The 13,344-nt window shown below is 64.3% G+C and carries 10 protein-coding genes; 5 read left to right on the top strand and 5 right to left on the bottom strand.

Features of this window, described 5'->3' with window-relative positions:
- Window positions 1-15: 15 nt before the first annotated feature.
- Entirely contained in the window at window positions 16-2,388 is a 2,373-nt protein-coding gene (locus L0U81_RS02295; protein WP_233799976.1) for an LPS-assembly protein LptD, read from the bottom strand.
- Between the two features lie 224 nt (window positions 2,389-2,612).
- Here L0U81_RS02295 and L0U81_RS02290 point away from each other — a divergent pair, with 224 nt between their 5' ends.
- The gene (locus tag L0U81_RS02290; protein WP_233799975.1) at window positions 2,613-3,680 is read left to right on the top strand and encodes an aminoglycoside phosphotransferase family protein; all 1,068 of its coding nucleotides are present in this window, start codon (window positions 2,613-2,615) and stop codon (window positions 3,678-3,680) included.
- A gap of 3 nt (window positions 3,681-3,683) precedes the next feature.
- Entirely contained in the window at window positions 3,684-4,397 is a 714-nt protein-coding gene (gene murU / locus L0U81_RS02285) for an N-acetylmuramate alpha-1-phosphate uridylyltransferase MurU (protein ID WP_233799974.1), read from the top strand.
- Window positions 4,398-4,400: 3 nt separating this feature from the next.
- Here murU and L0U81_RS02280 read toward each other — a convergent pair whose 3' ends face one another.
- Window positions 4,401-6,299 carry an ABCB family ABC transporter ATP-binding protein/permease gene (locus tag L0U81_RS02280; protein WP_233799973.1) on the bottom strand — a complete coding sequence of 633 codons (1,899 nt, stop codon included), beginning with the start codon at window positions 6,297-6,299 and terminating at the stop codon, window positions 4,401-4,403.
- Window positions 6,300-6,495: 196 nt separating this feature from the next.
- Between L0U81_RS02280 and L0U81_RS02275 the strand changes: the two genes are divergently transcribed.
- Together L0U81_RS02275 and L0U81_RS02270 are read left to right on the top strand one after the other, a co-directional pair.
- The gene (locus L0U81_RS02275; RefSeq protein WP_233799972.1) at window positions 6,496-6,891 is read left to right on the top strand and encodes an acyl-CoA thioesterase; all 396 of its coding nucleotides are present in this window, start codon (window positions 6,496-6,498) and stop codon (window positions 6,889-6,891) included.
- Window positions 6,892-7,013: 122 nt separating this feature from the next.
- Window positions 7,014-7,625, top strand: a complete 612-nt coding sequence (locus L0U81_RS02270; RefSeq protein WP_233799971.1) for a glutathione S-transferase family protein — start codon at window positions 7,014-7,016, stop codon at window positions 7,623-7,625.
- Window positions 7,626-7,678: 53 nt separating this feature from the next.
- Here the strand turns inward: L0U81_RS02270 and L0U81_RS02265 are convergent, their stop codons facing one another.
- Both L0U81_RS02265 and L0U81_RS02260 read right to left on the bottom strand, forming a co-directional pair.
- A complete protein-coding gene (locus L0U81_RS02265) occupies window positions 7,679-10,795 on the bottom strand; it encodes a sensor domain-containing protein (protein ID WP_233799970.1) in 3,117 nt (1,038 codons plus the stop codon).
- Between the two features lie 168 nt (window positions 10,796-10,963).
- Window positions 10,964-11,440 (bottom strand): nitrate reductase associated protein, encoded by a 477-nt coding sequence (locus L0U81_RS02260; RefSeq protein WP_233799969.1) that lies wholly within the window; start codon window positions 11,438-11,440, stop codon window positions 10,964-10,966.
- Between the two features lie 158 nt (window positions 11,441-11,598).
- On the opposite strand from L0U81_RS02260, the gene fdhD reads away from it, so the two are divergent.
- Window positions 11,599-12,483, top strand: coding sequence for a formate dehydrogenase accessory sulfurtransferase FdhD (gene fdhD, locus L0U81_RS02255; RefSeq protein WP_233799968.1), 885 nt, complete (start codon window positions 11,599-11,601; stop codon window positions 12,481-12,483).
- 67 nt (window positions 12,484-12,550) lie between these two features.
- On the opposite strand, the gene L0U81_RS02250 is transcribed toward fdhD, so the two are convergent.
- Window positions 12,551-13,321 carry an enoyl-CoA hydratase gene (locus tag L0U81_RS02250; RefSeq protein ID WP_233799967.1) on the bottom strand — a complete coding sequence of 257 codons (771 nt, stop codon included), beginning with the start codon at window positions 13,319-13,321 and terminating at the stop codon, window positions 12,551-12,553.
- Window positions 13,322-13,344: the final 23 nt, after the last annotated feature.

Below are 13,344 nucleotides of genomic sequence, written 5' to 3'. Positions count from 1 at the left end.
ATGACCGGGCGACCGTCATTCGAGGTTGGTGAACCGGGACTCCGGCGGCGGCGGCGGCGGCAACGGCGTATAGCCGGCCACACTGCTGCGGAACGCGGTCATCAGTCCGTTGTCGACGCTCGACAGGCCCTTGAACGTCAACTGCGCCAGAAACCGCGTGCTCGACTGATTCTGCCCCGACGTGTTCACACCGTTCGCATAGCGCTGGATGCCGGCGCCGAGCGTCCAGCAGTCCGCGTCGTATTGCAGGCCTATCAGGCCGTCGACGATACGGTGCCCACCCACGTCGTAGTTGAACCGGCCGACCCCGTACATCCGATGCGACAGCGGCCATTGGCCCGAAATCAGCACCTGATTGATCGGCTGGTTGTCGAGCGTGGTGTTGGCGCGCGTGTAGCGATACGCGACGTTGACGACCTTGCCGGTCTCCGGACTGAACCCGAAGCCGACACTCGCCTTCGTGAGCTGGTTATTGTCGGCATTATATTGGAACGCCGTTTCCGAAGCGAAACCAGCGCCCAGCTTGATTGACGCACCCGCGATCAGGTCCGAATGCGTGGCCTCGGTGCTGGTCTGGGTCGGCTCCAGCGTGACGCGCTGATCCCGGAAGTAATACTGCTGCGCGATCACGAAACGCGCGCGTTCGTCGCCGGTGGCCGGGTTGATGAAGCGCGTGGTGAGACCGGCGGTCAGGCGGTTCGCATCGGCGATCCGGTCGTTACCGACGAACGTGTTCGGCGTGAAAATCTCCGCTAGACCGAAGTCGGACTCGGCGGTATCGAACAGCGGCGCGTTGTTCTGGTTGCGGTACGGCGTGTACACGTAGTACAGGCGCGGCTCCAGCGTCTGGATAAAGTCCGCGCCGAAAATGCGCACCGAGCGCTCGAACGTCAGGCCCGTGTCGAACGTGAAGGTCGGGATCGACTCGGTGAAATTCTTCTGCGCTCCCGGCACGCTCGCCAGATCGGTGCCGATGTTGTTCAGGTTGTACGACGCAAAGTGCCACTGCACCTTCGGCGTGACGAAGTAACCCGGCCCCACCACCGAATACGACAGGTACGGGTTGAACAGCACCCGCTGGCCTTCGGTCAGATCCGCGGTGGTGATGCGGAAATTCGTGTAATCGGCTTCGGCGCCGAAGTCGAAGCCGCCGATGTTGTACTTCGCGTACTTCACGTTCAACTGCGGCTCGCGGCCGTACGGCGCGACCGACGGCTCCAGCGTCTGCCAGTGCTGCTCGCGCGCGAGCACGGACCACGGTCCGTTGTTGTAGGTCAACCCGGCTTCCTGCTGGTACAGGAGCTGGGTGCCGTTCATGAACTGGTTGACCGACGACGACAGGTCTTGCGGATAGGTGTTATCCGAAACCTTGTTGTAATAGATGTAGCCGCCGAAGCCGTTACCGAAATTCTGGTTGTGCTGGATGTACAGCGCGTAGCGATTGGTCTTCGTCAGGCGATCGTCGGGCAGAAATTCACCGGTGATCGACCCGGAATACGTCGGCGAAAGGTAACGGAACGTGCTCTGCAGTTGCACACCGCGCTTCGAGATCAGACGTGGCGTGACGGTCAGATCGCGATTCGGCGCGATGTTGAAGTAATACGGCACCGACAGCTCGAAACCGTTCGTCGAGCTCAGCGAGAACGTGGGCGGCAACAGGCCGCTGCGGCGGTCGCCCGACAACGGGAACGACAGCCACGGTGACGCGAACACCGGGACGCCCTGGAAGAACAGCACGCTGTTGTAAGCGACGCCTTCGTCCGCGCCGGTGTCGAAATCGAACTCGCTGCCCTTGATGTACCAGGCCGGATTGTCCGTACACGCGCACGCCGTGTAGGTGCCCTTCGTGAACACCGAGCGCTCGGCGTCGAGCAGGTCGACGCGCTGCGCGCTGCCCGAACCGCCCGTCAGCGTGAAGTGGTACTTCGGCGCGGTCATGAAGCCTTCGGTCGAATCGACGCGCAAATGCGCTTCGGGTCCGATGAAGGTGTTGCCGGTATTGATCACGTGGACATTGCCGTACGCATCGGCCATGTCCGTGTCCTGGTCATAGTGCAGGTCGTCGGCCTTGATCACGGACGTGTTGTGGCGCACTTCGGCCGAGCCCTTGGCGGCCAGATCCTGGTCGATCGTGCCGCTCGCGTGATCGCCGAGCACGAAGGTGGCCGGCCGCTGGCCCGTTTGCAACGGATGCTCTTCGAGCTGCGGCGCAAGTTGCATGCCCCACGGCGGGTAGACCGGTTGCGGCTGTGCAGCTTCCCCCGTCAGCTGGGCGTGCGCAAGCGCGGGCATCAGACCCGGAACGGCGATCAACGCCGCGACGAGCCGCCTTTTGCGCGGCGCTACTGCACAGGAAGGAGTGGTATCGGAAAGCTGTCTGGGCGGCATGTATCGTTTGGCGAGTCGACTCGTGCGCAAGCTTCCGTTATCACGATCCACCGCCTGCACACCGCGACCGGGAGAGTCGGCTGCACATCTGGATTCCCAATTTGCCGAGTGATAAGGCGGGCGGTAAAACGGAGCACGCGAAAGCTGGCGTGTGAGTCGCGTCAAAAAAGTCGTGGGGTATTATATGGCAAGACGTTGTCCCCAAGAATTTGCTGCCGCTTTTCATGACGCTGCCTTCCACCCAAGATTTCACCGACACCCGTCTCTCCCTGCTCAAGGCCTGGCTGCAAGGCCACGCGGCGCGCCATGCGCTTGAGCCCGACACCCTCGTTCCCGCCTCATCCGACGCCAGTTTCCGCCGTTATTTCCGGCTCGCCGGTAAGGCCGCGAAAGGCGATGGAGCGGCCACGCTGATCGCCGTCGACGCGCCGCCGCCCGAAAAATGCCGCGAATTCGCGCAGATCGCGCAGTTGCTCGACGCCGCCGGCGTACACGTGCCGCGCGTGCTCGAAGTCGACTTCGACGCGGGCTTCATGCTCGTCACCGATCTCGGCACCGCGTCGTACCTCGCCGCGCTGACTGACGCGCAAGCCGCGTGCGACATGCGCGCGGCTCGCACGCTGATGCGCGACGCGCTCGACGCGCTGGTCCGCTGGCAGCTCAGCTCGCGCGAAGACGTGCTACCGCCGTTCGACGAAGCGTTCCTGCATCGTGAAATGGAACTGATGCCCGAATGGTTCATCGGCCGGCACCTTGGGCGCGAGGTCGACGCCGCTACCCGCGCGCAGCTCGATCGCACGTTCGCGCTGCTGATCGCGAGCGCGCGCGCACAGCCGCAGAGCTTCATGCTGCGCGATTTCATGCCGCGCAATCTGATGATCGCGGAGCCGAACCCTGGCGTGCTCGACTTCCAGGACGCGGTGTACGGCCCGATCACGTACGACGTCGTGTCGCTGCTGCGCGACGCGTTCCTCAGTTGGGACGAGGAGTTCGAACTCGACTGCTTCGTGTACTACTGGGAGCGAGCGAAAAAAGCCGGCCTGCCGGTGGATGGCGATTTCGGCGAGTTCTACCGCCAGCTCGAATGGATGGGCCTGCAGCGCCACATCAAGGTGCTTGGCCTCTTCTGCCGCATCAACTATCGCGACGGCAAGGCGCATTACATGAACGACCTGCCGCGCTTCATCGGCTATGCGCGCAAGGTGGCGGAGCGTTACGCGCCGCTGCGCGGGTTTGCGAAACTGCTCGACGACCTCGAAGGCCGCGCGCAGGAAATCGGCTACACCTTCTGACCGATGACGATGTCCGTGAAGAAAGCGATGATTTTCGCCGCGGGCCGCGGCGAGCGCATGCGTCCGTTGACGGACGCATGCCCGAAGCCTTTGCTCGAAGTAGGCGGCAAGCCGCTGATCGTGTGGCAGATCGAACGGCTCGCGCGGGCCGGCATCCGCAGCATCGTGATCAATCATGCGTGGCTCGGCGCGCAGCTCGAAGCCGCGCTCGGCGACGGTTCGCGCTGGCAGGTCGAGTTGCGCTACTCGCCTGAGCACGAAGCGCTGGAGACCGCGGGCGGCATCGCCCAGGCGCTGCCTTTGCTGACCGATGACGGCGCGGATCACATCTTCGTCGCGGTGGCCGGTGACGTGTACACCGAATACGATTACGCCGCGCTGCACGCACGCGCCGGTAAGCTGAAGGCGCTGCCCGATCCCGGCATGCATCTGGTGATGGTACCGAACCCGGTGTTTCACCCGAACGGCGACTTCGGTCTCGTGGACGGCGTGCTGTCGCTCGATTCGCAGCCGCGCCTCACGTTCGGCAGTTTCGGGCTCTACGACACGCGCATGTTCCGTGATCTGCCGCGCGGCACGCGGCGCGCGCTGAGCCCGTATTACCGCGAGACGATCGCGCGTGGGCTGGCGAGCGGCGAGCTGTATGAAGGCTTGTGGGAGAACGTCGGCACGCAGGCGCAACTGGACGCGCTCGATAGCCTGTTGCGCGCGCGCTGAGCTTCACTTCGCCGCGCTCTCGCCTGCGCCGACCGCTTCCACCCTCTCCGCCGCGTCCGTGGTCTGCGCGGCGCGCTGTTGCAATGCCCACATCTGCGCGAACAGGCCGTTCGCGCGCAACAACTCGGCATGCGTTCCGCGCTCGACGATGCGCCCCTTGTCCATCACGATGATCTGCTGCGCGTGCACGACCGTCGACAGCCGGTGCGCAATGATCAGCGTCGTGCGTTCGCGCGCGATCTGGTCGAGTTCATGCTGGATCGCACGCTCGGAGCGCGAATCAAGCGCGGATGTCGCTTCGTCGAACAGCAGGATCGGCGGATTCTTGAGAATGGTCCGCGCGATCGCGACGCGCTGCTTTTCGCCGCCTGAGAGTTTGAGCCCGCGCTCGCCGACCGGCGTGTCGTAGCCCTTCGGCAAACTGTCGATGAAGTCGTGGATATGCGCGGCGCGCGCCGCCGCGATCACCTCGTCGCGCGTCGCCGATGGCCGCCCGTACGCGATGTTGTAGTAGATCGAGTCGTTGAACAGCACCGTGTCCTGCGGCACGATGCCGATCGACGCGCGCAGCGAATCCTGCGTGACGTCGCGAATATCCTGCCCGTCGATCCGGATCGCGCCGCCCGTCTCGCGGTCGAGATCGTAGAAACGGAACAGCAGCCGCGCGAGCGTCGACTTGCCCGAGCCGCTGTGGCCGACCACCGCGGTCGTCGTGCCGGCTGGAATCGTGAAGCTCACGTCGTGCAGAATCGCGCGCGAAGGCTCGTATGCGAAGCTCACGTTGTCGAAGCGCACCTGCGCGCCGCTCACCCTCAAGTCCACCGCGTTGGGCGCGTCGGGCACTTCCTGCGGTGCGCCGAGCAGCGAGAACATGCGGTCCATGTCGGTCAGGCTCTGCTTCAGCTCGCGATAGACCACCCCGAGAAAATTCAGCGGAATATACAGCTGCAGCATGAACGTGTTGATCAGCACCAGATCGCCGAGCGTCAGGCGCCCGGCCATCACGCCCTGCGTCGCGCGCCACAGGATGAACACGAGCCCCGTGCCGATGATCGCCTGCTGCCCGAAGTTCAGCGCCGACAGCGAGCGCTGCGACTTGATCGCCGCCGCGCGATAGCGCTTCAGGTTTTCGTCGTAACGGCTTGCTTCCCACTCTTCGTTGCCGAAGTACTTGACGGTCTCGTAGTTGAGCAGCGAGTCGATCGCGCGCGAATTCGCCTTCGAATCGAGCTCGTTCATCGTGCGGCGAAAGTGCGTGCGCCACTCGGTGACCTTCACCGTGAACGCGATGTACACCGCGAGCGCGACGAACGTGACGATCGCGTAATAGGCCTCGTATTTGACGACGAAAAAGCCGAGCACGAGCCCGACTTCGACGAGCGTCGGCAGGATGCTGTACAGCGAATAGGAAATCAGCTGGGTGATGCCGCGCGTGCCGCGTTCGATATCGCGCGACATGCCGCCCGTCTGCCGCTCGAGATGAAAGCGCAGCGACAGCCCGTGCAGATGGCGAAACACCTTCAGCGCGAGCTGGCGCACCGCGCTTTCGGTGACTTTCGAAAACAGGATCTCACGCAGCTCGGTGAAAAACGAAGTGGACAGCCGCACCACCGCATACGCGACCACCAGCAGGCCGACGCCACCGAGCAGCACGATGCCGGGCGCGTCCTGCGCACGGCCGAGCGCGGTCAGATGCCGGACCGACGCGAGACCGTCGACGATGTGCTTCATCACGATCGGCACGCCGAGGTTCGCGACTTTCGCGCCGATCAGGCAGCTGAGCGCGAAGCCGACCCGCCATTTGTAGGTCGCGAGATAAGGCAGCAGCGACAGGATCGTCTGCCAGTCGTTGCGGGGTTGGGTGGAAATCGGCGAGGGTTCGGACGGAAGCGAGCGGCGCATGGATCGTGGGAAGAAAGCGGAACTGCCGGAGTTCGCAGCGGCGCGCGGATGGCGCGCCTCACTGGGCGCTTTCCCGTACAATTCCTGATCTGTGTATTGTCGCAGAAGCCGGCTGGCACTGCTTTTCGTGGCCCACGGCCGAGCCGGTTCAGCCAATACGTCAATACGCGTGAATGCGTTTCTCAAGGATGTCCCGATGACCGATCTTCCTCAACTTCCGTCCAAGCCTTGCGCGCTGCGCGTGATGCCACAGCCCTCGGACGCGAACATCCACGGCGACGTGTTTGGCGGCTGGATCATGGCGCAGGTCGACATCGCCGGCTCGATTCCGGCAAGCCGTCGCGCGAACGGTCGCGTCGCAACGATCGCGGTCAATTCGTTCCTGTTCAAGCAGCCGGTGTTCGTCGGCGATCTGCTGAGCTTTTACGCGGATATCGTGAAGACCGGCAATACCTCGATAACGGTATCGGTCGAGGTCTACGCGCAGCGGATGAGCGTCGTGCAGGAAGTTGTCAAGGTCACGGAAGCGATCCTCACCTACGTCGCCACCGACAGCGATCGTCGTCCGCGCGCGCTGCCCGTGCTGGACTGAGCCGCCGAAGATCCTTAAGCTAGCGATTCCACGCGTCACGCGCCGCGCCGCCAGCTAGCCGTTTCAGCCGAATAGCGCACGAGGCCGTGGCGGCCCATTGTCGATCTTCTAACGGACACGAGATGAAACTGATCGGAATGCTCGACTCGCCCTACGTGCGGCGCGTCGCCATCTGCATGAAGCTGCTGAAGCTCGACTTCGAACACGAGTCGATTTCGGTATTCCGCACTTACGACCAGTTCGCGAAGATCAACCCGGTCGTCAAGGCGCCGACGCTCGTCGCCGACAACGGCGCGATCCTGATGGACTCGACGGTGATCCTGCAGTATCTCGCGACGCTCGCCGGTCCCACCCCGCTGTTCCCGACCCAGGCCGACGCGGCATTGCGCGCCGCGCGTCTGACCGGTCTCGCGCTCGCCGCGTGCGAAAAGAGCGTGCAGATCGTCTACGAGCGCGATCTGCGGCCGCAGGACAAGCAGCATGAACCGTGGGTCGAGCGCGTGCGCACGCAACTGTTCGCCGCTTACGCCGAACTCGAACGCGAGTTGGGCGAAGGGCCGCTGCCCGATACTCAGGAACAATTCACCGCGGCGGACGTAGCGGTCGCCGTCGCGTGGCAGTTCACCCACATGATGTTGCCGGAGACGGTCAGCAAGGCCGATCATCCGCAGCTCGAAAAGTTTTCCGCGTTCGCGGAAAGCCTGCCGGTCTTCAAGGACACGCCGGCGGAATGACCGGCGTTTGACTCGACACGGGGCAAGACGGGCCGTTGCGCGTCACGCCCCGTTCACGCCGGCTCCGGCTCCAGCTCCCGCACCGCCCCGCCGTGCAGCAACTCCGAAATCGCTTCGGTCGATAGCGGCTTGGCGAAGTAAAAACCCTGCATCTCATCGCACGCCCGTTCCCTCAGGAAATCGAGTTGCGCGGACGTTTCCACGCCCTCGGCGATCACCTGCAGTTTCAGCGAATGCGCGAGCGCGATGATCGCCGACGTGATCGTCTCGTCGTCGCCCGACACGCCGATATCCGACACGAACGAGCGGTCGATCTTCAACCGGTCCACCGGGAAGCGCTTCAGATAGCTGAGGCTCGAATAGCCGGTGCCGAAGTCGTCGATCGCGAGACCGATGCCGAGCGCGTGCAGTTCGTGGAGCATCGACACCGCTTCTTCCGCGTTGCGCATGATCGTGCTTTCGGTCAGCTCGAGTTCGAGGTACTTCGGCTCGAGCCCGGTCTCGGCGAGCACCTGCATCACGAGCTTCGCAATGTCGCGCTGCTGAAACACGCGCGCCGACAGGTTCACCGACACGCGTGCCGGCGGCAGCCCCTGGTCCTGCCACGCCTTGTTCTGGCGACACGCCTCGCGCAGCACCCACTCCGACAGCGGCCCGATCAACCCGCTTTCCTCGGCGAGCGGAATGAACGACGACGGCGGCACGAGCCCGACCTCGGGATCGTGCCAGCGCACCAGTGCTTCGATACCGACGATCTGTCCGCTGCCGATATCGACCTGCGGCTGATAGTGCAGCAGGAACTCGTTGTCGCGCAGCGCGCGGCGCAGGCGTCGTTCGAAATTCAGGCGCGCGCCCGCGCTCGCATTCATCTCCGGCTGATAGAACTGGAACGTGTTGCGGCCCATGTCCTTTGCGCGATACATCGCGACGTCGGCCTTTTTCATCAGCGTCTCGGCGTCGTCGCCGTCCTGCGGGAACACGCTCGCGCCCATGCTGCAGCCCACGTACAGCTCGGTGCCGTCGAGCCACACCGGCTCGGCGATCGACGCGCGCACGCGCTCCATCCATGCGATCAGTGATTGTTCGTCGACGACGTCGGTCATCACGATCACGAACTCGTCGCCGCCGTGGCGCGCGACCGTGTCGGTGGTGCGCGAGCAGCGCGCGAGCCGTTCGGCGACCACGCCGAGCAGCCGGTCGCCTACGCTGTGGCCAAGGCTGTCGTTGACGTTCTTGAAGCCGTCGAGATCGAGGAACACGACTGCGACGCCCGCCTGATGCCGCTGCGCGACGACGAGAGCATGTTCGAGCCTGTCGCGCAGCAGATTGCGGTTCGGCAGCCGCGTGAGGCCGTCATAGTTGGCCTGATATTCGAGCTGCTCCTGATAGCGGATCAGCTCGGTCACGTCGTTGATCACGCCGATATGATGGGTGATCACGCCGTCCGCGTTCGGCACCGGCGCGATGAACAGCTGATTCCAGAACAGCGCGCCGTCCTTGCGATAGTTGCGCACCACCGCGCTGACCTCGCGGTTCGCCGCGAGCGCCTCGCGGATCAACGCGACGCCCTCCTGGTCACGGTCGTCGCGTTGCAGCACGCGGCAGTCCTGGCCGATCACTTCGGCGGGATCGTAGCCGGTGATGCGCATGAACGCCGGATTCACGTATTCGATCAGATTGCCCGACGGCGACGGCGCGGTAATCAGGATCGCGTTGACGCTCGCGTCGAGCGCACGGCTTTGCAGACGCAGTGCGAGATCGGCACGCTTGCGCTCGGTGATGTCGGTGTACGAGCCGAGCACGCCGATCACCTGGCCGTCGCCGTCGGTGAACGGCAGCTTGCTCGTGACCCTCGTGTGATGGGCGCCGTCGATCACGAAGTCGACCTCGAAGTTCATCTTCGGCACACCGGTGCTCGCGACTTCGTGATCGTGCTCGTTCAGCAGATCGGCGAACGCGCGCCACGGCAGATCGGCGTCGCTCTTGCCGACCACCTGCTCGGGATAAGCGAGCCCCGCGTCGCGCGCGAACGCCATGTTGCAGCCAAGATAACGCGAATTCAGATCCTTCCAGAAAATCCGCTGCGGAATGTTGTCGATCACCGCTTCGAGCATCTGGTTCGAACGCTGCGCTTCGGCTTCGGCGTTGATCTGGTCGGTCACGTCTTCCGCCAGCACGAAGGACGCGTCGCGGCCCATGAAATTCAGCGTGTGGTACGACACGTTGACGCTGATGATCGAGCCGTCCTTGCGCCGATGCCGCCAGATGCCCGCCATCGTGTGGCTCTGGCGCAGCTCGGCGACGCGCTGCAGATGCTTCTCGAGGCGCGCGATCTCGGAGTTCGGGCGAATCGCGCGGATCGTCATGCCCAGAAACTCGCTTTCCGTATAGCCGTATTGCTGGATCGCGGCCGCGTTGACGGCGAGAAAGCGCAGCGTGTCGCGATCGAATATGTACATCGGTACCGAGTGATCGTCGAACAGGCTGCGAAAGCGCTCGTCGTTGCGCACCATTGCGCGGGCGCTGCGCAGCTTTTCGCGCGCGCTGTTCTCGCGCACGCCGAACGTGAGGAGCAACAGCGTGCTGCCGCCGAGCATCGTCACGAGCAGCATGAACATCGCGCGCTCGCTGTTGCTCGCCGATGCCGCTAGCGAGGTCTGCAGCGAGAGGTTTTCCTCGCCGCGCAACGCGGCGAGCGCGGCATCGACGCGCTCGAGCGCGGGGGCAAGATGCGAGCCGGAAGGCGCGGTGTCGAGGGGTGCCGCTCCGGGCACGTCGCTCCCGCTATTGCGCAGCGTGTCCTCGATATCCTGCTGCAGCCCCTGCCGCGCCACGCTCAGGCTGGCGAGCGCGCCCGACATGCGCGACTCGCTCGCGAGCGCGTCGCTCAGCGCGTGCTCGCGGTTCGCGAGCGCCTTCGTCATCGAATCGGCCGCGTCCGGTGGCACCGGTTTGCCCGATGCCTTCAGGCGGTGCAGCGCGGCGGCCACGTTATCGAGCGCGGCGTGATATGCATCGAGGTTCTGGCGCACGCTGGTCGAGCGCTGCAGGCGCTCATCGGCATCGCGGTGCCCGCGAATCTGCGTGTACGCGACGAACACGTTTGCACCGACCGCGATGGCCACGACTGCAAGATTGATCAGCAGCCGCTTCGATAAGAAAGGAATCATGGGTTCCGAACGTCAATCGTTCCGAGGGCGGGAGCGCGTGCTTGCTGTCGATGCGTCGGGCCGCATCGATGCAAGTCTTTTACGCGCCATCCTTTGGATATCGGCAGCGTCCGGAAGGGGTTGAGGGTTGACGTGAAAAAAATATGAGGATTGGAAAAAAGGCCGCGCCTAGCCGGCCGCACCAAACTCCTTCATCGCCGGGAGGAAATCGTGGTTCGCCTCGGGCTTGCGCGACAGCTTCGCGAGCACGTAGCGCTTGAATGGATCGAGCTCGGCCCAGCACGCGACGCTCGGCGAGGCAAGACCGGCCAGCCCCGCCTGCTGCGCGACGCCTTCGGGCACGCTGTCGGTGCGTCGCCAGGCCGGCGACTCCTCCGGCGTGAACCACTCCGGTTCGATGTTCGCGTGGGTGCGCAGCATCTCGAACAGCGCGTGATCGAAATTCGGTTCGATCTGCGTGTCTTCGTCGACCGGGAACCGCGCGAGCAGCTTGCGGTCTTCGAGCGGCAGCTGCTGCCACTGCGCGAGCGTGATGCGCAGACCGAAACGGTCGAGATTGAAGCGCACCGACATCGGGATATATGTGAAATTCTCCGAAGACGCGACTTCGAAGTCGAACAGAAGCGGTGCTTCGTTGAGTCCCATGACAGTGCTCCTTATCGGTGTCGAACAGCGTGCGGGCGTCGCTTGAGGTATTTTAGAACCTTATTCGCGCGACAGCGGTCCGCGCGGCGGCCGCCGAGACGCACCCGGCGAGCCAGGCGGACACTTGAACGCGCAGCAAGGCATAGGAGTAAAGCAGCTTGAACAGACAGGAAAACGGGCGGGAAAGCGCCCAGGCGATCGGCCGGCCCCTCGCCCTCGACACCGACGAACAACCCGGCGCGGTGCAACTCGAAGTGCACCGTCATCGCGGCACGTCCGTCGAAACCCTCACCGATCACGTCGGCCAGGAATGGCCGGTCGCACTCGTGTTCAACGGCATTTCGCACGCGGTGATGATGTGCACGCCGCGCGATCTCGAAGCGTTCGCGGTCGGCTTCGCGATTTCGGAGGGGATCGTCGAGCGCGGCAGCGATATACAGGACATCGAGGTTGAATTCCACGATCACGGCGATCTGCCGCATGCCGAGGTGCAGTTGCAGGTCGTACAGCAGGCGTTCGCCGGTTTGAAGGAAAAGCGCCGCGCGCTCGCCGGGCGCACCGGTTGCGGCGTGTGCGGCATCGAAAGCATCGATCTGCTAGATCTGAAACCGCAGCGTGTGCCCGACACCGGCTTTCTGCAGCGGCTCGCGCCCGATGCGATCGCGCGCGCCGCGCACGCGCTGCCCGAGCACCAGGCACTCACGCGTTTGACAGGCGGCTTGCACGCGGCCACGTGGTGCGATGCGCAAGGCGCGATCCGCTACGCGTTCGAGGACGTCGGCCGCCACAACGCGCTAGACAAACTGATCGGCCAGCTCGTGCTCGAGCGCGTCGATACGCGCGACGGTTTCGTGTTTCTGTCGAGCCGCGCCAGCTACGAGCTGGTGCGCAAGGCCGCGCGCGTCGACGTGCCGATGGTCGCGACGATCTCGGCGCCGTCGTCGCTCGCGATTGCGATCGCGCGCGAGGCGGGCGTGCGGCTCGTGAGTTTCTGCCGCGAAGACGGCTACGTCGACTACGACACGTGGCGAGCGCAGCCCTGAGCGGCTGAAACGGCGCAGCGACGATTCACGCTCGACGCACCCGAATCCCGCCTGCGCCGCACGCCCCTTAGTCGAACTGCCGAAAATCCGGCTTGCGCTTCTCGAAGAACGCCTTGAACGCCTCGCGCGCTTCGGGCGCGAGCAGCATCTTGCCGAAGTGCACCGCTTCCTCGGTGATCTGAGTCTGTAGTTCCTGCTGGCTTGCACGCTTCATCAGGCTCTTCGCCACGCGCAACGACGATGCCGGCAACGCCGCCAGCTTCGCAGCCTGCGACGCCGCAAACGCGTCGACTTCGCCCGCCGGAAGCACGCGATTCACGAAGCCCATACGATGCGCTTCCGCCGCGTCGAACGCCTCGCCGAGCAGCAGCTTTTCGGCCGCCGCCTGATAGCCGGCCACGCGCTGCAGCAGCAGGCTCGACGCCGCCTCCGGACACAGCCCGAGTTGCGTGAACGGTAGCGAAAAGCTCGCGGTATCGGCCGCGTAGACCAGATCGCAATGCAGCAGCATGGTCGTGCCGACGCCAATCGCCGGCCCTGCCACGGCCGCCACGATCGGTTTTTCCGCCGCGCAGATCGTGCGCAGGAACTGGATCACCGGCGGGGCTTCGCCGACCGGCGGTGACTTCATGAAGTCTTCGAGATCGTTGCCCGCACTGAAAATACCCGCGCTGCCGCGAATCAGGATCGCGCGCACCGACGTGTCGCCCTGTGCGTCGACTAGTGCGTTGGTCATGGCCTGATACATCGCGGGCGTGATCGCGTTTTTCCTGCCGGGCCGGTTGAAGGTGATGGTCAGCACCGCGTCGGCGCGCTCGACCAGAATATCCGTTGTCATCCCGTTCATCTCCTTTCGCTGCT

The sequence above is a fragment of the Paraburkholderia sp. HP33-1 genome, from assembly GCF_021390595.1.
Taxonomy (GTDB): Bacteria; Pseudomonadota; Gammaproteobacteria; order Burkholderiales; family Burkholderiaceae; genus Paraburkholderia.
Note: the sequence above shows the minus strand (reverse complement) of the source record. Positions and strands in the feature narration are given on the sequence as shown.

What these genes read in the sequence shown, in the direction of transcription:
- L0U81_RS02295 (WP_233799976.1), bottom strand. Translation starts at nt 2,388, where the DNA reads ATGCCGCCCAGACAGCTTTCCGATACCACTCCTTCCTGTGCAGTAGCG.
- L0U81_RS02290 (WP_233799975.1), top strand. Translation starts at nt 2,613, where the DNA reads ATGACGCTGCCTTCCACCCAAGATTTCACCGACACCCGTCTCTCCCTG.
- murU (WP_233799974.1), top strand. Translation starts at nt 3,684, where the DNA reads ATGACGATGTCCGTGAAGAAAGCGATGATTTTCGCCGCGGGCCGCGGC.
- L0U81_RS02280 (WP_233799973.1), bottom strand. Translation starts at nt 6,299, where the DNA reads ATGCGCCGCTCGCTTCCGTCCGAACCCTCGCCGATTTCCACCCAACCC.
- L0U81_RS02275 (WP_233799972.1), top strand. Translation starts at nt 6,496, where the DNA reads ATGACCGATCTTCCTCAACTTCCGTCCAAGCCTTGCGCGCTGCGCGTG.
- L0U81_RS02270 (WP_233799971.1), top strand. Translation starts at nt 7,014, where the DNA reads ATGAAACTGATCGGAATGCTCGACTCGCCCTACGTGCGGCGCGTCGCC.
- L0U81_RS02265 (WP_233799970.1), bottom strand. Translation starts at nt 10,795, where the DNA reads ATGATTCCTTTCTTATCGAAGCGGCTGCTGATCAATCTTGCAGTCGTG.
- L0U81_RS02260 (WP_233799969.1), bottom strand. Translation starts at nt 11,440, where the DNA reads ATGGGACTCAACGAAGCACCGCTTCTGTTCGACTTCGAAGTCGCGTCT.
- L0U81_RS02250 (WP_233799967.1), bottom strand. Translation starts at nt 13,321, where the DNA reads ATGACAACGGATATTCTGGTCGAGCGCGCCGACGCGGTGCTGACCATC.